This window comes from Veillonella sp. HPA0037 (assembly GCF_000411535.1).
Lineage (GTDB): Bacteria > Bacillota > Negativicutes > Veillonellales > Veillonellaceae > Veillonella > Veillonella atypica.
In genome coordinates this window covers 321940-341527 of sequence record NZ_KE150483.1, presented here as the reverse complement: position 1 = coordinate 341527, position 19588 = coordinate 321940, and the positions used below count along the sequence as shown (strand labels likewise).

Below are 19588 nucleotides of genomic sequence, written 5' to 3'. Positions count from 1 at the left end.
ATAATTACTAATCCTTCATTAAATCTTGAATTCTAGAAAGAATTGCAGGTACCTCAGCTTCGGAGCGCGCGATAAGTAAAATTGTATCATCTCCTGCGAGTGTACCAATTAATTCAGACCATTTTGCATGATCAATAGAAAATGCTACAGATTGAGCAGAGCCAGGAATCGTATGTAGCACGACCTGATTTAAGCTATGATCAACCTTGATCAAGGAATCTTGGAATAAACGGTTAATACGACTACGTGATAATACTACATTTTCTTCTGGAGATAATGCGTATCGATAATGTCCATCGCCAGTTGGTATTTTAATTAACATTAATTCTTTGATGTCACGAGAGACAGTAGCCTGTGTTACTTCTATGCCTTCTTGTAATAAAGCCGCTGCTAACTCCTCTTGTGTTTCAATCGCCTTAGACTGAACAATTTCCTTAATTTTGTTATAGCGATAGCGTTTCATTTTTTGCTCCCTTTTTAAACTTGCACATAAAAGAGAATATTATCTTTCTTACATTATTATACCATATATTCAAAATTAATATATGGTATATTCCGTATATACCATACGTGTTATGCATATTGAACTAATAATTAATAATTAGTTAATTTATGGAGTTTTCACCTCTTATAAACACACATAATATATGGTTCATCTATTTATAGAGAATTTATGATTAACGATTTTTACAGGTGAGTTGCATAAATAAAAGACCCTTTAATGGGTCTTTTATTTCGTATTATGCATTTTTAGTATAGTAAAAGTATAGATTATTTACTATAAGTATAAAATAGCTGTTATGGCAATTATCGTTTTTGAATTAAATATAATTCAGGTGGATTGTTAGCTTGATTTATAGGATGCCAATGGCATACATTATACTTTGCTTGATCTAACTGTGCGATATATTCATGCAATGCTTCTTTCTCTTCCATACCTTCAGGAGTGCCAGGATATGCTACGATAGTAATGATTCCATCCTTAGCGAGTTTAGGAAATGCATTGTTTAGAGCTTCAATCGTATTATGAGGGCGTGTTATGATGCTATGATCTCCACCGGGTAAATATCCTAAATTAAATATAATTAAATCAATGGTATTTTCTTTGATTTCTTGATGAAGTGCAATGTCGTGAGAATTGTGTAAAAATGTAATTGTTACATTTGACTGCAATTTCTTGGATGCTAGTAATTCCCTGCTAGCACTGACAGCCTGTTCTTGAATGTCTATGCCATATAAATGACACTCAGGTTGAGCTCGTTCTGCTAAATACAGTAAATCGTGGCCATTGCCACATGTTGCATCCACTACAACAGAGGCAGATTTCATAATGCGATCCCAAATAAGATGTTGAAATTGAACTGCATTGTTGATATTAATCATATGCGTTCACACTCCTTATAATAACTCGTCCCTACGAGATGCTAATTTTTTAAATAATGTGCCAAAGAAGCATTGATCTTTAAATCGAACAAATAAACAATACACAGGATTCGATGAAATATGTAAAGCTTCTTTGTTAGTAAATGAATAGTCAAATGTACCATCTATGCATATATGCAGTTGAGGTTCACGATCAGGCATTGTAATTTGAATGGTATCATGTTCTTCTAAGACCATAGAGATACCTTGAATTAAATGTGGCGCAACTGGAGTTATAATAATAGATCGATTATCTGGCTTCATAATAGGACCACCAGCGGATAAATTATATCCTGTAGACCCTGTAGCTGATGAAATAATCAGTCCATCAGAAGGATACATCTGCGTATGTTGTCCATTTACAGCTAAATTGATACGCGCCATTTTAGCTGGTTCAGCACGTGTAATAACGACTTCATTAATAATTGGGACTAAGTCTTCTCTTGTTCCGTCTTCCCTATCTATATAGGCATGAAGATGGCCTCGTTTTTCAATTGTATAGTCACCTTGAGCAATGCGTTTAATATGACTTTGTAATTGATGGACTTCAATTTGATTTAAGAAACCAAGTTCTCCTAAGTTAATACCACATACAGGTATATTATAAGAGAAAATTTGACGTGCTAAATGGATGATGGTGCCATCGCCACCAAAACTAAATGCTACATCAATTTGTTTAAAAATCTCTGGTCTAGGAAGTACATTTTCCTTTGGTATTTGTAATACCTTGTAAGTATCAGGTCTTTCAAGATCATCTGGTAAATATACTTCTATTTGCTCTTCTCTACAGATATGAGCTGCCATTTTAAGAACGGCCATGATTGTACTTTTACCCATATTAGGAAAAAAACCAATACGCATATATCTATCTCCTATAGCATGTGAGCCTCATCTACAACTGCTGTAATTAATTCATCAGTTATAGATAATGCACCTTCTTCAGATTTAGTAAAATATCCTAAAAACTCAATATTGCCTTCCGTCCCTTTAATTGGTGAGAAGGTTAATCCGTGTAAATATAATTTGCAATCATAAGCAACCTGTAATATACGTGAAAGTACCTCTTCATGTACTGCTCGCTCTCGAACAATACCTCCCTTTCCGACCTTTTCTTTACCGGCTTCAAACTGAGGCTTGATGAGAGCTACTAATGAACCTGTATTTTTTAATAGTGTAGTAGCTACAGGTAATACCTTATCGAGAGATATAAAAGCTACATCAATAGATATGAAATCTACAAGTTCACCCAATTGTTCTGCAGTAACCGCACGTATATTTTGCTTCTCCATATTGATTACGCGTTCATCTTGGCGAAGTTTCCAAGCTAGTTGGTTATATCCTACATCTATTGCAAACACCTTGGATGCACCATTTTGCAATGCACAATCTGTAAATCCACCCGTGCTAGCACCAATATCAATCATGACTGCATCGGTTAAATCAATGGGATATATTTGAATAGCTTTTTCTAATTTTAAGCCTCCACGACTTACATATGGTAAGGTATTACCTTTTACTGTGAGATTTGCATCTACAGGAACCTTTGTACCAGCCTTATCGATTCGTGTTGTATCCATAAAGATTTGACCAGCCATAATAGCAGCTTTTGCTTTTTCGCGACTTTCAAATAATCCTCGGTTAACAAGGAGAATATCTAAACGTTCTTTATTACTCATATGACACCATTATACACATAGAAATATTGAATATAAGCTATTAGAATACCTAATACTAAACCACCAAATACTTCAACTGGCGTATGACCTAGTAATTCTTTTAATGCAATTTCTCGGTCTTTTAAAATAACAGGAATATTTCGTTTACTAAAATACTCCACAATTTGGTTTAATATTTGTGCTTGTCGACCAGCTTGACGACGTACACCAGACGCATCATACATGACTACAATAGAAAATACTAATGCTACCACAAATATATCAGTAATACCATTATTTTTAAAGTACAAAGCGGCAGTAGTAGAAATTACAAAGGATGTATGTGAACTAGGAAATCCTCCGGAACCTACTAAACGTTCAAAACGCAATGTACGATAACGGACAAGTTGCCATAAGAATTTAATGGCTTGTGCTGAAAACCAGCCCCAAAATGCGGCTTGCGCTATATAATTATGACAAATTTCCTCTAAAATATGGTACATATAACTTTATCCTCTAATGTTTAATGTGTACGATCCATTAAATAATCAATAATAGCACTTAGTATGTGTGTATCATCTTCTATTGTTGCTAAAGCAGCATGTGCCTTTTGTGCGACTATATGTGCTTCATTACGTGCCTCATCAAGCCCTAATAATGAAACATAAGTGGATTTATCTTGTCGTATATCACTACCAGGTGTTTTGCCTAACTCTTCAATGGTTCCCGTTACATCAAGAATATCATCTGTAATCTGGAATAGCAAACCAAGACAATTGGCATATGTCATATAGGCCGCATATTTTGCTTGATCAGCATTAGATAAAATGAGCCCTAACTCAATAGCCGCATTAAATAAAGCACCTGTTTTGCCACTATGTAAAACTTTTAATTCCTCTAGAGGGATATGTTTTCCTTCGGATAGTAAATCAAAAGCTTGTCCGCCAACCATGCCTTCAGGACCAGCTGCGGTCGCTAAACATTGGATAGCCTTGATTTTTTGCTCAGCTGATGCGGTTGTATTTTCACTACAAAGTTGAAATGCATAGGTCAATAAACCATCACCTGCAAGAATGGCCATACCGTCTCCATATACTTTATGGTTGGTTAAATTACCTCGGCGATAATCATCATTATCCATAGCTGGTAAATCATCATGAATCAGTGAGTATGTATGAATACATTCCAATGCACATAGGAACTCTTTATATAATGATGCATCAACCTTCATTGCATCTAAAACAGCTTTGGTTAAGATAGGACGAATTCGTTTTCCCCCTTGTAATAAACTATAGTTCATAGATTCATATAAACGTTTATATTCTGGTATAGGGGAATGTAATACGGCACTTAACCAGTGTTCAATCGATTGTTTGCTAGTTTCTAAATATGTTTTTAACATAGCTTATTACTCTCCGATGCGTACCTCTTCGATAATCTGTTGAATTTCACCTTCCACAGAATCCAGCATATCTGCACATTCCTTAACTAAGGCTAAGCCTTTTTTATATTGATTTAACAGCTCTGACATAGATAATTCACCATCGTCGAGTTGACGAACGATATCTTCAAGAGCTTTATATTTTTTTTCATAACTTTTCAGTGATGTTGCCATCCGGTAATACCTCCTCTACAACTGCTTTTATAGAACCATCACGCAATGTAATTTTAAATACATCTCCTTTGGCCATATTTTGAATTGAACTTATGGTATGTCCCTCTTTTTCAATTTTGGAATAGCCTTTCACCATTAAATGGATTGGATTTTGCAGTGATAATTCCTGTGTTATAAGTGAAAGTTTATGCTTTTCATGTTGCCATCGTTGTGACGCTAAAGTTTGTAATTTCTCCTTATAGGATTGTAAGAGAGAATTTTGTTTATGCAGTAATTGTAATGCAGGAAACCCGAGGCGACGATTAAAAATTGTACTTAATTCAATACGTTTTTGCTGTAATGTTTGATCCATTACATACTGTAAATAATCAAGTTTTTGTTGTAAATCCTGTTGTAGTGTAGTCAACGGAAGCACTGCAATTTCTGCGGCATGACTAGGTGTAGCACCACGCATATCAGCAGCGTAATCAGCTAATGTATAATCTGTTTCATGACCTACTGCAGAAATAATAGGTGTAGATGCATTGTAAATAGCTTCGATAACAACTCTATCATTAAAGCACCATAAATCCTCCATTGAACCACCGCCGCGACCGACGATAATGACATCAACATCTGGATCTTTATCTGCAGCTTCAATTCCTTTAGCTATGATTGGACCCGCTGTTGTTCCCTGAACTGGTACAGAGAATAATTTAAATTGCATAAGCGGATTTCTATGTTCACTAATATGTAATATATCGTGTAAAACAGCACCTGTAGAGGATGTGACAATACCGATACAACTTGATAGAACTGGTATTGGTTGTTTGTGAGCATCATCAAAATAGCCCAATGCGGATAATTCTCTTTGCAGAGCATCGAATTCAAGCTGTAATGGGCTTTTAGAACCAACCTGCATATCCGATGCGATAAGATTTAAACGGCCCATTTTGTTATAGAAATTAACGGATGCCTTGATGGTTACTAATAATCCATTTTGGAATGCATTAGCGAGTCCTTTACTTTGAACCGTACTAGACCACATTGTTACATCTATAGATGATTCCTCATCCTTTAAGGAAAAATATACATGACCACTACTATGACGCTTAGCATTTGTTATGGTACCACTAACATAGACATTTTTTAGTAGATACTCTCTATCTATTGTTCGTTTTATTAAGTTATTTAATTGGGTGATACTCAATACATTCACGATATACCTACTTTTGTGTTGCTAAGAATGCTCCATAAGCATTTCCCGTAGCATTGTCGACAGAAAATTTAGGATTTGCAAAATGAACCGTTACGTTATTCTTATGACAGAACCCATTTAGACGATTGCGTAGTATAGAATTACTCATTACACCACCAACGGCAATTAATGTTGATACTGGTGTATGTTTGAGATGATAGGTTAATAATTTTTCCAGAGAATTTCCTATGCAACTAAATAGTGCCTTACTCATAGATGCAGGTGATGTCCCTTTTTCGATATTACGCAGTGCAGCACTACAAGGACCAGCAAAGCTAATCCATCCTTCTTTAACCGAGGAAGGTAGCGGATCATACGTATCTGTTTGTGAAGCAAGTAGTTCTAATTCTTTGCCACAAGGAAATTGAATACCTAATGCAACACCTACACGATCGACAAATTGTCCGCCTTGTAGATCCTTAGAACCACCGATAATAGAGCTTTCAAAAATCCCCTTACCTTTATATTCTGTTAAAACGAGTTCTGTAGTACCACCAGAAAGATGTAAGCTATAGAATGGAAACGTAGGGACATGTCCAATTTCCCTTAGGGCTGCTAAAATATGATTTTCTTGATGAGCAAATTCATACATTGGTACTTGCATCATATGACTTAGTGCTCTAGCAAAACCATGACCAACAAGAAAGGCCGGCATATAAGAATCATCAGAGCGTCTAGGAAAAGCACTAACACCAATACCCGATAATGGAACTTGAGGTAATTCTTCGATAAGACGAGGCAATACCTTTGTATGTTGAAACACCATATTAGATTGTTGAAGTCCCTTCATTCCTGGCTTTACATCTAATATTTTTCGAGCTTCTCCTACTATATTTAGTTCATCATCAATAATGGCACAGCTCGTCGTATAACAGCTTGTGTCAATTCCTAGAAAATATCGTTTCATTATTTACTCTTATTATAAGCATCTAGAATCGCATTGATTAATTTATAGGATGCATCAGAACCAAAGGATTTTGCTAATTGTACAGCCTCATTGATAACAATAGATGGAGATACCTCTTCACTATTGTAGTTGAGCTCCCAAATCGCAAGACGTAAAATGGCGCGGTCTACTTTATCCATAAGTACAAATTTCCGTTTTGTGCAATATGGTTCAAGTATTGTGTCGATTTCTTCAAGATGGGATAACACACCATCTATTATTTGGTTTGCATAAGCAATATCCATAGACAACGAGATTTCTCCATCTGGGAAAATCACATCATCATTAGAGGTATGAAATTCATTAGCGTATAGAACTTGGAATGCATATTGACGTGCTTCACGTCTATTTCTCTTTTTAGACATATTGTCTCCTTATTCTTTGATAATTCCTTCAATATGTACATCAACCTTTACGTGATCAAGGTCAAGCGTATTCTTTAGTGTTTGTTTAATTTCAGACTGCAATTGTTTTGCTATATCTATTACATTGTATCCGTATAGACAACGGATATACACATTAATTTCGATAAAGCCTTTTCTATGCTTTACATTAATGCCTGGTAAATTTTTTTGTCCAAAAGCGTTCGTTATACCATCAACAATTTCATCATATAAGCGTGGACTTAAAGAATGAATACCAGGAATTGTACTTAAGGGCTTAATGGCAACATCAATGATGACGGAATCTGCAATATCTACTGTTGCTGTATCTAAGCCATAGTTTAATTTATCGTCTTGACTCATAGGCCCTCCTATTATTCGTTACGCTGAATTGGTTCAGGTGTAAAATCATCAAAAATAATATCTTGGACTACGATGTCAATTGTTTCAACTTCTATTTCTGTGTAATTGACGAGTGCAGTTTTAATCCGCTCTTGTAAGCGCAGTGCAATATCAGGTATGCGATACCCATAGGAGATACTCACATATAATGTAACTGAAATTGCTCCGTCATCGTTAAAGGAAATCTTTACACCTTCATGGGCATTTTTACGTCCAAAAAAGGTATTAACACCATCATTAAAGGTAGAACTCATATGATGGATTCCTTTAGTATCTAATGCGGTCATACTAATAATAGTAGCATATACATTGTCTGCGATTTTAATTTTACCAGTTTCTAACTCAGTATTTTTCTTAGTCATATAGGCCTCTTTCAAAAAAGAGCACCTGTCCCTATATAATGACATAGACGACAAGTGCTCAGCTTAACAAAGATATATGGGGGACTATATTACATTTAAAAGATCTGGCCCACTATATCAATGAAATAGTTTTAGGCACGTTCGATGTATTGACCAGTACGAGTATCAATACGAAGTACATCATCTACTTCGATAAAGAGAGGTACTTTTACAGTGTAGCCTGTTTCCAATACAGCTGGTTTATTACCACCTGTTGCAGTATCGCCACGGATACCAGGATCAGTTTCAACTACGCGAAGTTCTACAGCTACAGGTAAGTCAATACCGATTACAATACCTTGGAAGAACATGATGGATACTTCCATGTTTTCAAGAAGGAAGTTTTTAGCATCACCTAGTTGTTCAACATTCAATTCCACTTGATCATATGTTTCATTGTCCATGAATGTGTATGCGCCATCAGCTTCGTATAAGTATTGCATACGACGACGGTCAACATGTGCTTTTGGCACTTTTTCACCAGCGTTGAAAGTACGTTCTACTACGGAACCAGTTTGCAAGTTTTTCATTTTTGTACGCACGAATGCAGCACCTTTACCTGGTTTAACGTGTTGGAAATCAACTACTTGCCATACATTACCGTCGATCTCAACGGTTACACCTGGGCGGAAATCATTACTGGAAATCATCTAACTCTTCTCCTTCTAAATACCTATTTCGATTAACTCTTTTGGACTATGTGTTAATAATTCACAGCCATCAGCTTTAACAATAACACTATCCTCTATTCTCAATCCGATTTCACCAGAAAGATAAATACCTGGTTCTACCGTAATGATCATATTTTCGGAAAATACCGTATCGGACTTTGCATTGGCCACTGGTTCTTCGTGGATTTCTAGACCCACACCATGTCCCGTACCATGATTAAACTCCTTGGTATATCCTCGTTCTCGTATATAGTCACGACATACTGCGTCAAGTTCTTTGCCTGTAATTCCTGCACGAACTGCTGCAACACCTCGTTTTTGAGCTTCTAAAACTATACTATACAAATTCTTTTGTTGCTCTGATGCGGGGCCCATAACGACGGTTCGAGTCATATCTGAATGAAACCCTTTATACACAGCGCCAAAATCAAAGGTGATAAAATCACCGGCATCTATAATCTTATCACTAGCCACACCATGAGGCATACTAGAGCGATTGCCGGATGCTACAATTGTTGCAAAAGAAGGTTTCTCTGAACCTCGTTTTAACATTTCTGATTCGAGTATGATACGCGCGTCATTCTCCGTCATACCCACCTTTAATTGCGGTAATAATGCTGCAAATGCATCGTCTCCAATTTTAGCAGCTTTACGCATTAATTCTAATTCATCTTCTCGTTTTACAGCACGTAATTTTGCAAAATTGATAGATGTAAAATTAAAGCGTTCATCTAAAGTATCACATAAGGTTTCATATGTATCAACAGGCATATATTTTCCTTCAATACCAAAGAGACCATCGTGGATGTGATTGTCATTAAAAATATCTACAAGAGTATCCATAACTGATGTTTCATATTGAATAACCTCATAGCCTTCACATTGTTTTGTAGCTTGCTCTGTATATCTAAAATCGGTAATCATGAAAGCTTTATCTTGTGTGACAATAGCAAATCCTGTGGTACCTGTAAAACCAGCAAAATAATGTAAATTTATAGGGTCAATTAAAACGACACCAGTTAATTCTTGTTCTTTAATATACTTTTGTAGCTGATTTAATCCGTTCATAATCATGCTCCTAGTCTATAAAGTACACCTTATAATACCATAAAATGCCTATATTGAATAGATTTTCATGCTATTTTTTAAAGTCTACTACATCTTGGTCGTCTATTTCTGAATATGTATTAATAGCTTCAATCCCATCTAATGTAATATGACCTATAGACAATCTCTTTAAATAGGTAACTTCGCCTCCAGCGGCTCCAATCATACGTTTAACTTGATGGTACTTTCCTTCTTCAATGGTTATATGTAGAGACTGTTCAGAAAGAACGTCTATATTAGCCGGTTTACATTGGGTTCCATCCCCTAATACTATTCCTGTTTCTATACGTTCAATGCCTTCTTTTGTGAGTTTACCATTAAATTCCACATAGTATACCTTCGGTACATGTTTGTGTCCATTAATAATAGAATGCGCCCAAATACCATCGTTTGTGAGTAATAATAGACCTTCTGTATCTTTATCTAGGCGTCCCACAGGAAATACACCCATTTTCTTAAACTCAGGTGGTAATAAATCCATCACTACAGGATGCGTAGGATCTTCTACAGCTGTAATATATCCAGCAGGTTTATGAAATTTAATATAATACTGTTGTTTTGTTGATATTTGTACGCCATCAACTGCAATGATATCATCATCTATATGTATGGATTGGTCTTTTTTTAGGATAACAGCACCATTTACAGTAACACGTCCATCCTTTATAATTTGGTGAACCTCTTTGCGACTACCAAAGGCTTTATTGGCTAATAGTTTATCTAATCGCATCTTAATTCCTCTTTCATAGCATTTGAAAGAATCAATTATACATGCCCTCTTAAATTATCTACGTGAGCAGTATCATTTAATAAGTTTAAAATATTATGGTCCGATGGTCCCATACCATTGTAAAATATGCGATTAATTGCGGTATTACCTTGGCTGAAATTCCAACAGTGACCAATGGGAATATCAAGCATTTTACATAAAAGTGTACGAATCGTCCCACCATGACAGGTTATTAAAATTGTTTCGTCATCATCATTTTGACTTATAAATTCTGAAAGACCATCCCATGCACGATTTTGTACTTCTTGAAAGCTTTCTCCATTTGGTAGCTTGACAATATCAGGTTGTCGATACATTTGATCAATAAGTCCTGGCCATCGTTCTTCGATGTCTGAGAACAATAATTTTTCCCAGTCACCAAAATCAATTTCTCGCATCCGAGGATCTATTGTAATATCGATATTTCGATTACCACGAATCGTTTCTGCTGTTACGAGGGCTCTAGATAGGTCACTTGATAAAATACGATCAAAATGTACATTCTTCAATGCATTAGCGCAAGCTTTTGCCTGTGCTATTCCATTATCATTCAAAGGAACATCGGTTATGCCTTGATAGCGACCTATCTTATTCCATTCTGTTTCGCCATGTCTAATAATATATAATGTTTTCATGTTGTGTTCCTATTTCTCAAATATGGTACTTAATAAATGAATAAGTTCCACGTTGTGTGCATGATCTTTTATAGCAATCCGCATCCATTTTGGACCTAACCCTTTATAATTAGCACAGCTACGAATTAATAGATTATGTTTTTCTAATCTAGTTTGTACATCTGTAACTGTAATATCAGGATCATTAATTTCCATTAAGATATAATTGGCAGATGGCTTATAGACTACTAAATCTTTAATAGCAGATAATGATTCATACATATACTTTGCTTCATTAGCCAATACCATCTTACTATCGTTAATATACTTAGTATCGGTTAGTGCGGATTCAGTATAAGCTTGTGCCAATGTATTTACAGACCATGCAGGAATATATTGACGCAATTCTTGTATTAATGTAGGATTGGCGAACACTGCACCAATACGAAGTCCTGGTACAGCATAAAATTTTGTAAAAGAATGTACGATAATTACATTGTCATATTGATTAATGAGCTCGCGCATAGAGTGGCTATTGTCTCGTAACGATTCATTACCAATAAAATCAATGAACGATTCATCGATAACAAGTAAGCTATTAGCATCTTTTAACATTTGTGCTAATACCTTGATTGATTGTTTATCCAACAATGTTCCATCTGGATTATTAGGGTTACCTAAAAATACGATAATGCGTCCATCTTGACCTTTTAATTCAGCAGCAAATGTTTGTAATGCTAAATAAGGTACTTCAAAATATGGGGTGCCATCATCATTTTGTCGCTGACGATAAAAAATTTCCCTTACCGGTATGTTCGCAGCATCCATAGAGGATTGGTATTCAGAGAAGCCAGGCGCAGGAACAAAAGCCCCTGTAAATCCAGATAATCGTCCAACTGCATAGAGGAGCTCTGCAGCTCCGTTACCTAGAAGTATAGAATCTTTTTCTATACCATATACATCGGCAATAGTATTCATAACATCATCATTTGTAACATCTGGATAATGAGATATATATCGCAACCGTTCGTTTAGTGCTTCTAAGCCTTTTGGACTAGGTCCTAATAGATTAATATTGGCACTAAAATCAGTTACTTCAGATAGATTTATTTTGTGGTCATGAGAAAATTTAAAGATATTTCCGCCATGTGTATCTGGCATAGGAGATCCTCCTTTATCGTTTTATATATGTTAGTCCTTCATTTGTTGTTTCCACAATATCAATATATTGTAAGGTAGGTAATTTTTTTTCGATGTATCGCTTACATTCATCGATAGCCGTATAATCACTTGGAAATAATAGACCCATTATTGTACCACTGTGAGCAATGATTGTACCGACGCTATGAAAAGCATTACCAATGTCATGAAATTCATATAAATTTGGTTTATATAAAATACGTTGATTAGCAAAGGCACTCAATGTAGCGGCCTGTCCTATTAACGTAATATCATGTGTTTCTAGACCTTTTTTGAAGAGCTCTAGTGATTCTCTAATGATAGGCTCTTTCTCCTGTATTTTATGGGATAAATCTTTTTGTTGATTAAAAGAGATGGTATCAATAGTACCACCTTCATCAAATATGAGTATTTTTAAAGGCGGACACGTTCCTAAAAAATTACAGATGGACCCATTTATATAATCAAATTGTGTAATTCCAGGGTAAAAAGCAGCATCCGTCGGCTCTACTGATAAACAGATGGTTTCTAGCTCTTTTGGTGTTAATGCTCTATTACATGATAAAGCAGTGGCCATTGCGGCTACTGCTATATCCGCAGAGCTAGATGCCATTCCTTTTCCTTGAAGAATATCTGATCTTATATAGATAGCAGTATTGTCACGGCTGGGAATATGTAAAATATCCTTTACTAAGTTGCGAGCTTGACTAGACTTAGGTTGTAAGGAGCAATAATAGTGTGGCAATGGATGTGTTACCTGGCTCAGTGCATAGGAATAGCGATTGATTGGACATGTCACAAGAAATGATTGTCCATCAATGGCCCCTTGGATAAATTCCCCACAAGTGCCTGGTGCACGAACATAATAAGTCACTAAATCCTCCTTACACAATAAAACAATCTATGTATAATTAAATGATTAAAGAATAGGAGCTTTCACAACAGAAGATAATAATGTCAACGTAATTATATATACTAATATCAACAAGACCTCTGTTACTTCAACAACGAAGCCATATGTATCACCAGTCGTTCCACCTAGTTGTTTAACAATATAGTGATTGATAATACGATTAATGATATAGCTAACAATCATCGAGAAAATATTGATTTCCATTAAGCCTACCAAAGCGTATGCTAGGCCAAAAATAGCTATGTTATATGGTATAAATGGAATCGAAAGTATACTTGTTATACCTAAAGCGATTGCATATAGTAACGATAAAAGTAAACAAATAATAATAGGCATACAGAAAGTAGAAATCGTGCTCCATGTGATGACATGTTTTGGTGCATATACTGCAAAGGCCTGCCCCATACCCGATTTTCGAGCATATGGATAAGAGCGAATACTTAAAATCAATGTGTATCTACTCATGAGAGGCATCATTACAAGTATAATAGGTATAAATTCAGGTATAGGAATTGCAGTTAACAGTTGCCATTTTAACAATGTGATAAATACAAAAGCTACAACCCCAAAGGAACCTACACGGCTATCCTTCATTATTTCTAGTTTTTTCTCTCTCTCACGGCCAGAAAAAAGTCCATCACTTGTATCCATTAATCCATCAGCATGTAAGCCACCGGTGAACAAAAATTCACTGATAACGATAATAAGCATTAATGGCATAGGTGACAAAAATTGAGAGAATATAAAATAAATTAGGGTTAAAAATATACCGATGATCAATCCTACAAAAGGAAATGTACCAACAGACTTACCAAAATCTTCCATGGACCATTCTGTTTGATTTACTATTTTTAGTCTAGTTAGAAATTGTAAAGCTATAAAGAAAGGTGTCATCTATGTATTACTCCATAAATTGATAAGCGACTATAGTGGTGATGATTATCATAAGTATTGTTGACAAATACATCATATATATAGATCGAGTAATATGTAGTCGATTTAGTGTTTCTAATGCATCACCCATATATTCACGAAACGTCATCTTTTTAAAGTACTGGTTATAACCGCCTAGGCGAATGTGCAATGCCCCTGCTACAGGCGCTTCTGCATAGCCACCATTAGGGCTAGGATGTTTATAGGCATCGCGAAGACCAATACGAAATGCGGATTTGCCATCAAATCGTAATATAAAGGCAGAAATAACTAATAATAGGAATGTTAGTCGTGCTGGGATCCAATTTAATATATCATCTAAACGAGCCGCCACACGGCCAAAGAACATATATTTTTGATTCTTATATCCCAACATGGAATCCATAGTATTAGCTGTGCGATATAATATAGCTCCTATAGGACCACCTAATATAAAGAAAAATAGTGGTGAAATTATGCCATCAATGGTATTTTCTGATATTGTTTCTACTGTGGCCCGAGTGATTTCACTTTCATCAAGATCTTCTGTATCGCGCCCTACAATCCATGAAACGCGATGTCTTGCATCATCGATACGACCTTGTTTAAGCAATCTATTAATTTCAAATCCAGCCGCGCCTAATGAACGAGGTGAAATTGTAATGTACACGATGAGAACTTGAATAGAATATTCTACCCATTCATTAATGAGACTACCAATCCATAAAATCAATGAGGCTATGATATAAATGGTTAACAATATAAATCCAACTGCAATACCACCATACCAAAGTTTTTTTGTATCATTATCTGTATCTTTATAAAATACAGCCTCATAAAATGATATGACACGACCAATTAGGGCAACAGGATGAAACTTACTATTGGGATCCCCAATAATCGTATCAATAATAAATGCCAAAATTGGAATACACACATAGTTGTAGTGTTTAAACCACTCTAAGAGAATGTTTAAATCCATTAATATCACCCATTATCCTTTAATAGAGTCATAATGTAATCCATATCCAAATGTTCTTCTACGATGTCTGCTAAACGATTATACGCATTGTTTTTATGTTCGAAATAATGGAAAACAACAGGTGTTTCATCTAATCCTTTACGTAAACGCAATTGATTTATAATAAAACGACGGAATTCATCATTATCAAAAACACCATGAATGTAGGTACCCATAACTTGATGACGACCATCGATAAACCCATCTACGACCGTTATAGGAGTTTCACTACGTTTAGTAATGGTAAAACAACGTTTTACAGTATCATCATTTGGTGTTGTATCACCCATATGAATTTCATAGCCTACGAGTTCACTACCAGAAAATGTACCGTTAAGGAAATGTAAATTCTCAACATCAAATGTAACTTGATGTGTCGTTTTTTGATCCTTCATGGTTGTAGTAGAGTTAACTAAACCGAGACCTTCACTCTCCTCAATATCCCCTTCCATGTGATGCGGATCATATATAGCAGTACCAAGCATTTGGTTACCACCGCAAATACCGATTACAGGAGTTCCTTTTTCCGCGAGCTCTTTAATCTCATTAGCTAAGCCGGAGTTTTTTAAATATGTTAAGTCAGCCAATGTATTTTTAGAACCTGGTAAAATAATCAAATCAGGCGTACCAATAACATCTCCAGAACCGACAAAACGAACGGATACATCGGGTTCATAGTTCAATGCATCAAAGTCTGTAAAATTAGAGATTTTAGGTGTTTGGATTACAGCAATTTGAATGTCTTTAGAACCTACATTCTTTTTATTTTCCAAAGCTACAGAATCTTCTTCATCAATATCAAGGTTTTCTATGGCAGGAATAACACCAACTACTTTTTTACCTGTTTTTTCTTCGATGAAAGTCAATGCTGGTTCTAATAACTTAATATCGCCACGGAATTTATTAATTACAATCCCCTTTATTAAATCGCGTTCTTCTGGTTCGAGTAATTCTAATGTACCAACAATAGAAGCAATAGCACCACCTCTATCTATATCGGCAATGAGAAATACAGGCGCTTGTGTCATTTTAGCAATACGCATATTTACGATATCATTAGCTTTTAAATTAACCTCAGCAGGACTACCAGCCCCTTCGATGACAATCATTTCAAAATTTTCATCGAGAAAGGCAAGAGATTCTTTGACCTTATCAAGAGCTGTTAAGGAGTAATGGGTATGATATTCTTTAGCACTATAGACACCAACTGGTTTGCCCATTAATACGACTTGAGATGACTGATTTCCTGTAGGTTTAAGCAATACAGGGTTCATCTGTACAATAGGATCAATACCAGCTGCTTCAGCTTGGGCAACTTGTGCTCGTCCAATTTCATCACCCCATTTGGTTACATAGGAGTTTAAAGCCATATTTTGTGCTTTAAATGGCACAGTTTTATAGCCCATTCGATAAAGAATGCGGCATAATGCAGTACATAAAATACTTTTGCCTACATTAGAGCTCGTTCCTTGGAACATGATTTTTTTAGCCATTTATATGAACCTCCTGAGATTTTAATTCTATGGTTACTCCACTAATTGTTAAGTACATTTTATTGGCAGCACTAGCAACCTCTCGATTTACACGACCAGTTATATCGCGGAAATATCTTGCCAATTTATTTTCCGGTACAATACCTAATCCAATTTCGTTGGTCACAAAAATAACAGTTTTATCATTACTGTTATTAATTTCCTGTAATAATAGTCGTAGCTCTTCTAAAATAATAGATTCAATACGATTAGAATCTTCCTGCGTATTGATATCCCCATGAGCGAAGACGTGATTTGATGTAAACATTGTAAGACAATCAATCAAGATGACATCACTTACATTCTTAATTTGTTCCCAATTTTTGTGTAAGTATAGTGGAATTTCGAAGGTAATCCACTCTTTACCACGGCGCAACTGATGCTTTTTAATACGATCTTTCATTTCGTCATCAAAAGCTTGCCCGGTAGCAACATATGCCTTTCGCCCTTTTAAGGATAAGGCTAATTGTTCTGCAAATTCACTTTTTCCACTACGAGCTCCTCCGGAGCATAGAATAATTGTAGATTTCATAAACCACCTATACAAGTATATATAATTTCTGTATCATTATTAGTATAACAAAAGGAGATACACTATGGAAATTATGAATATGAAATTAAAAATGATGTCTACCCTTTGGGAAAATACCTATCGTGTAGCTATTGAAGATGGTCAAGGTGGATATATTGGTACATGTCGTGTAGTTGTTAATGTACCGCTAGACCCTTCTGAATTACCTCCTAATGCACCTATTGTGGAACCACAAATGTTTGTATTAGTAGAGGATTTTTCTTTTGATGCATCTAAAATTATAAATTTTGAGACAACATTAGCAGATTTATTGCGTGAAAAATTTAGATATCAAATTCCTCATATCTTCTTTTTCTATCCAAGTCCACATGATGTATTGAATCAAGAAATTACACAATCTTAATAAAGAAAAAAGCTATGTGAAGACATAGCTTTTTTTGTTTATTCTTCTCCGATTTCTTCTTCTACACGACTTAATATGAAGCATAAATCAGATAGTCGATTTAAGTATCGCAAATTAGATTCATGTACGCTTTCACCATCGTCTAATACACGCCATAAATCACGTTCTGCACGACGAGCAACTGTTCTAGATACATGTAAGTAGGCAGAAGATTTATTTTCACCAGGTAGAATAAATTCTGCAAGAGGTTCTAATTTTGCATCAAAACGGTCGATAACCTTTTCCAAATGTTTTACTTGTTGATCTGTTATTTGTGGTGCTTGATTCAAGCTAGCAATATCAGCCATTAAGGTCCATAAGGAACGTTCTATATCGAGTAACTCAGCTTGTACTCTTACATTCTTTGCATAGGCTCGAGCTAATCCCAAGAAGGCTTGAAGCTCATCAATCGTACCATAGGCTTCAACGCGAAGAGAAGATTTCTTTACACGTTCACCTGTATAAAGACCTGTTGTACCTTGATCACCTGTTTTTGTATAAACACTACTACCCATGGCTTACCTCCTAATTAGATGTTATTTATATTCTGGGAACCATAAATGAATTTCACGTGCTGCTGAATCAACTGAATCAGATGCATGTACAACATTAGAATCCATAGTTAAGGCATAGTCACCGCGAATACTACCAGGTGTGGCATCTACAGGATTAGTTGCACCATTGATAGTACGTACAGAAGTAACGGCATTTTTACCAGCTAGTACAAAAGCTAGTACAGGTCCAGAAGTGATAAAATCAACCAATTCACCAAAGAATGGTTTATCCTTATGCTCTGCATAATGTTCTTGTGCTAATTCTTTTGGAGTTTGAAGTAATTTCATAGCTTTAATGATTAAGCCTTTACGTTCATAACGTGTAAGAATTTCACCACAGATTTGACGTTTTACACCATCTGGTTTAATAAGAACTAAAGTTTCTTCCATCTTTAAACCTCCCTTTTATTAAAATCTATAATGTGGATTTAGAGATAGTTTTTTCAATCTAGCAATACGATCCTTAGTACTAGGATGTGTGCTAAAAAGATTCGACAAACTAGCACCAATACCCATCATAGGATTAATTATAAACATATGCGCTGTAGCATTATTGGCATTAGGTAATGTTCCATATTTAGAATATTCTTCAATTTTAGCCAATGCCGATGCAAGTCCTAAAGGGTTCTTGCTTAACATAGCCCCACCCTCATCAGCTAAATATTCACGAGTACGAGAAATACTCATCTGAATAATAGCAGCTGCTATAGGCGCCAAAATAACCATACCAATCAACGCAAGTGGATTGACATTATCATCGCGGTCATCAGAGCGACCACCAAAGAACATACCAAAATGGGCAATAGTAGATATAGCGCCTCCAATAATGGCAGCAATAGTACTAATTAGGGTATCACGATTTTTAACATGTGTTAATTCATGACCTAAAACGCCCGCTAATTCATCATCTGTTAATAAACGTTGAATTCCGGCTGTTACAGCTACCGCAGCATGTTCTGGATTACGACCAGTTGCAAATGCATTTGGTACGTCCGTAGGGATGATATAAACCTTTGGCATTGGTAGTTTACCGTTTTTAGCTAATTGTTCAACCATACCATATAGTTTTGGGTTTGATTGAGCGGTAACTTGTTGTGCATTGTATTGTGCTAACACAATCTTATCGCTATACCAATACGATGCTATTGACATGCCTGCAGATATGATGAACATTAACATCATTCCACGAGCGCCGCCAAAGGCATCGCCTAATAATACTAGTATCACTATTAAAGTGGCTAGTAACATTGTTGTTTTAAAATTATTCATAGAGTCCTCCAA

General features: G+C 35.7%; 26 protein-coding genes. 1 reads left to right on the top strand and 25 read right to left on the bottom strand.

Annotation, left to right across the window (positions count from 1 at the left end):
• Positions 1–7: 7 nt before the first annotated feature.
• The 22 genes from argR to cobU all read right to left on the bottom strand — a co-directional run bounded on the left by argR (position 8) and on the right by cobU (position 17311).
• A complete protein-coding gene (argR, locus tag HMPREF1477_RS01640) occupies positions 8–463 on the bottom strand; it encodes an arginine repressor (protein WP_005378897.1) in 456 nt (151 codons plus the stop codon).
• Positions 464–807: 344 nt separating this feature from the next.
• Positions 808–1383, bottom strand: coding sequence for a class I SAM-dependent methyltransferase (locus HMPREF1477_RS01635; protein ID WP_016475579.1), 576 nt, complete (start codon positions 1381–1383; stop codon positions 808–810).
• Positions 1384–1398: 15 nt separating this feature from the next.
• Complete coding sequence (locus HMPREF1477_RS01630; RefSeq protein ID WP_016475578.1) at positions 1399–2283, bottom strand: NAD(+)/NADH kinase; 885 nt, start codon at positions 2281–2283, stop codon at positions 1399–1401.
• An 11-nt stretch (positions 2284–2294) separates the two neighbouring features.
• Positions 2295–3098, bottom strand: a complete 804-nt coding sequence (locus HMPREF1477_RS01625) for a TlyA family RNA methyltransferase (protein ID WP_005378843.1) — start codon at positions 3096–3098, stop codon at positions 2295–2297.
• A complete protein-coding gene (locus HMPREF1477_RS01620) occupies positions 3095–3580 on the bottom strand; it encodes a divergent PAP2 family protein (protein ID WP_005378985.1) in 486 nt (161 codons plus the stop codon). Before HMPREF1477_RS01620 ends, HMPREF1477_RS01625 begins: the two co-directional genes overlap by 4 nt.
• 20 nt (positions 3581–3600) lie before the next feature.
• A complete protein-coding gene (locus HMPREF1477_RS01615; protein WP_016475577.1) occupies positions 3601–4479 on the bottom strand; it encodes a polyprenyl synthetase family protein in 879 nt (292 codons plus the stop codon).
• A 6-nt stretch (positions 4480–4485) separates the two neighbouring features.
• Complete coding sequence (gene xseB, locus HMPREF1477_RS01610) at positions 4486–4692, bottom strand: exodeoxyribonuclease VII small subunit (protein WP_016475576.1); 207 nt, start codon at positions 4690–4692, stop codon at positions 4486–4488.
• Entirely contained in the window at positions 4667–5890 is a 1224-nt protein-coding gene (gene xseA, locus HMPREF1477_RS01605) for an exodeoxyribonuclease VII large subunit (protein ID WP_016475575.1), read from the bottom strand. Before xseA ends, xseB begins: the two co-directional genes overlap by 26 nt.
• Positions 5891–5897: 7 nt before the next feature.
• Positions 5898–6836 carry a glycoprotease/Kae1 family metallohydrolase gene (locus tag HMPREF1477_RS01600; RefSeq protein WP_016475574.1) on the bottom strand — a complete coding sequence of 313 codons (939 nt, stop codon included), beginning with the start codon at positions 6834–6836 and terminating at the stop codon, positions 5898–5900.
• The gene (gene nusB / locus HMPREF1477_RS01595; protein ID WP_005378907.1) at positions 6836–7240 is read right to left on the bottom strand and encodes a transcription antitermination factor NusB; all 405 of its coding nucleotides are present in this window, start codon (positions 7238–7240) and stop codon (positions 6836–6838) included. The genes HMPREF1477_RS01600 and nusB overlap by 1 nt, the downstream gene beginning before the upstream one ends.
• 9 nt (positions 7241–7249) lie before the next feature.
• The gene (locus HMPREF1477_RS01590; RefSeq protein ID WP_005383334.1) at positions 7250–7621 is read right to left on the bottom strand and encodes an Asp23/Gls24 family envelope stress response protein; all 372 of its coding nucleotides are present in this window, start codon (positions 7619–7621) and stop codon (positions 7250–7252) included.
• 11 nt (positions 7622–7632) lie between these two features.
• The gene (locus HMPREF1477_RS01585) at positions 7633–8022 is read right to left on the bottom strand and encodes an Asp23/Gls24 family envelope stress response protein (protein ID WP_005379016.1); all 390 of its coding nucleotides are present in this window, start codon (positions 8020–8022) and stop codon (positions 7633–7635) included.
• A gap of 131 nt (positions 8023–8153) precedes the next feature.
• Positions 8154–8711: an elongation factor P gene (efp, locus tag HMPREF1477_RS01580; protein WP_005378924.1), complete on the bottom strand. Its 558-nt coding sequence runs from the start codon at positions 8709–8711 to the stop codon at positions 8154–8156.
• Positions 8712–8726: 15 nt separating this feature from the next.
• Positions 8727–9800 carry a Xaa-Pro peptidase family protein gene (locus HMPREF1477_RS01575; RefSeq protein WP_016475573.1) on the bottom strand — a complete coding sequence of 358 codons (1074 nt, stop codon included), beginning with the start codon at positions 9798–9800 and terminating at the stop codon, positions 8727–8729.
• A 70-nt stretch (positions 9801–9870) separates the two neighbouring features.
• A complete protein-coding gene (locus HMPREF1477_RS01570; RefSeq protein WP_016475572.1) occupies positions 9871–10569 on the bottom strand; it encodes a pseudouridine synthase in 699 nt (232 codons plus the stop codon).
• Positions 10570–10604: 35 nt separating this feature from the next.
• The gene (gene cobC / locus HMPREF1477_RS01565) at positions 10605–11243 is read right to left on the bottom strand and encodes an alpha-ribazole phosphatase (protein WP_016475571.1); all 639 of its coding nucleotides are present in this window, start codon (positions 11241–11243) and stop codon (positions 10605–10607) included.
• A gap of 9 nt (positions 11244–11252) precedes the next feature.
• Positions 11253–12383, bottom strand: coding sequence for a histidinol-phosphate transaminase (locus tag HMPREF1477_RS01560; protein WP_016475570.1), 1131 nt, complete (start codon positions 12381–12383; stop codon positions 11253–11255).
• Between the two features lie 13 nt (positions 12384–12396).
• The gene (locus HMPREF1477_RS01555; RefSeq protein WP_016475569.1) at positions 12397–13275 is read right to left on the bottom strand and encodes a hypothetical protein; all 879 of its coding nucleotides are present in this window, start codon (positions 13273–13275) and stop codon (positions 12397–12399) included.
• A gap of 45 nt (positions 13276–13320) precedes the next feature.
• Positions 13321–14208, bottom strand: a complete 888-nt coding sequence (cobS, locus tag HMPREF1477_RS01550; protein WP_016475568.1) for an adenosylcobinamide-GDP ribazoletransferase — start codon at positions 14206–14208, stop codon at positions 13321–13323.
• 7 nt (positions 14209–14215) lie between these two features.
• Complete coding sequence (gene cbiB, locus HMPREF1477_RS01545) at positions 14216–15208, bottom strand: adenosylcobinamide-phosphate synthase CbiB (RefSeq protein WP_038141318.1); 993 nt, start codon at positions 15206–15208, stop codon at positions 14216–14218.
• A gap of 5 nt (positions 15209–15213) precedes the next feature.
• Complete coding sequence (locus HMPREF1477_RS01540) at positions 15214–16740, bottom strand: cobyric acid synthase (protein WP_016475566.1); 1527 nt, start codon at positions 16738–16740, stop codon at positions 15214–15216.
• Positions 16733–17311: a bifunctional adenosylcobinamide kinase/adenosylcobinamide-phosphate guanylyltransferase gene (gene cobU / locus HMPREF1477_RS01535; RefSeq protein WP_005379783.1), complete on the bottom strand. Its 579-nt coding sequence runs from the start codon at positions 17309–17311 to the stop codon at positions 16733–16735. The genes HMPREF1477_RS01540 and cobU overlap by 8 nt, the downstream gene beginning before the upstream one ends.
• A 64-nt stretch (positions 17312–17375) precedes the next feature.
• On the opposite strand from cobU, the gene HMPREF1477_RS01530 reads away from it, so the two are divergent.
• Entirely contained in the window at positions 17376–17714 is a 339-nt protein-coding gene (locus tag HMPREF1477_RS01530) for a hypothetical protein (protein WP_005379051.1), read from the top strand.
• Between the two features lie 38 nt (positions 17715–17752).
• On the opposite strand, the gene HMPREF1477_RS01525 is transcribed toward HMPREF1477_RS01530, so the two are convergent.
• From HMPREF1477_RS01525 to htpX, 3 genes are read right to left on the bottom strand one after another with little or no spacing between them, the layout of a single operon-like run.
• Complete coding sequence (locus HMPREF1477_RS01525; protein ID WP_005379784.1) at positions 17753–18268, bottom strand: cob(I)yrinic acid a,c-diamide adenosyltransferase; 516 nt, start codon at positions 18266–18268, stop codon at positions 17753–17755.
• A 21-nt stretch (positions 18269–18289) separates the two neighbouring features.
• On the bottom strand, positions 18290–18697 hold the full coding sequence (ndk, locus tag HMPREF1477_RS01520) for a nucleoside-diphosphate kinase (RefSeq protein ID WP_005378852.1): 408 nt from the start codon (positions 18695–18697) through the stop codon (positions 18290–18292).
• An 18-nt stretch (positions 18698–18715) separates the two neighbouring features.
• Complete coding sequence (htpX, locus tag HMPREF1477_RS01515; protein ID WP_005379787.1) at positions 18716–19576, bottom strand: zinc metalloprotease HtpX; 861 nt, start codon at positions 19574–19576, stop codon at positions 18716–18718.
• Between the last annotated feature and the right edge of the window lie 12 nt (positions 19577–19588).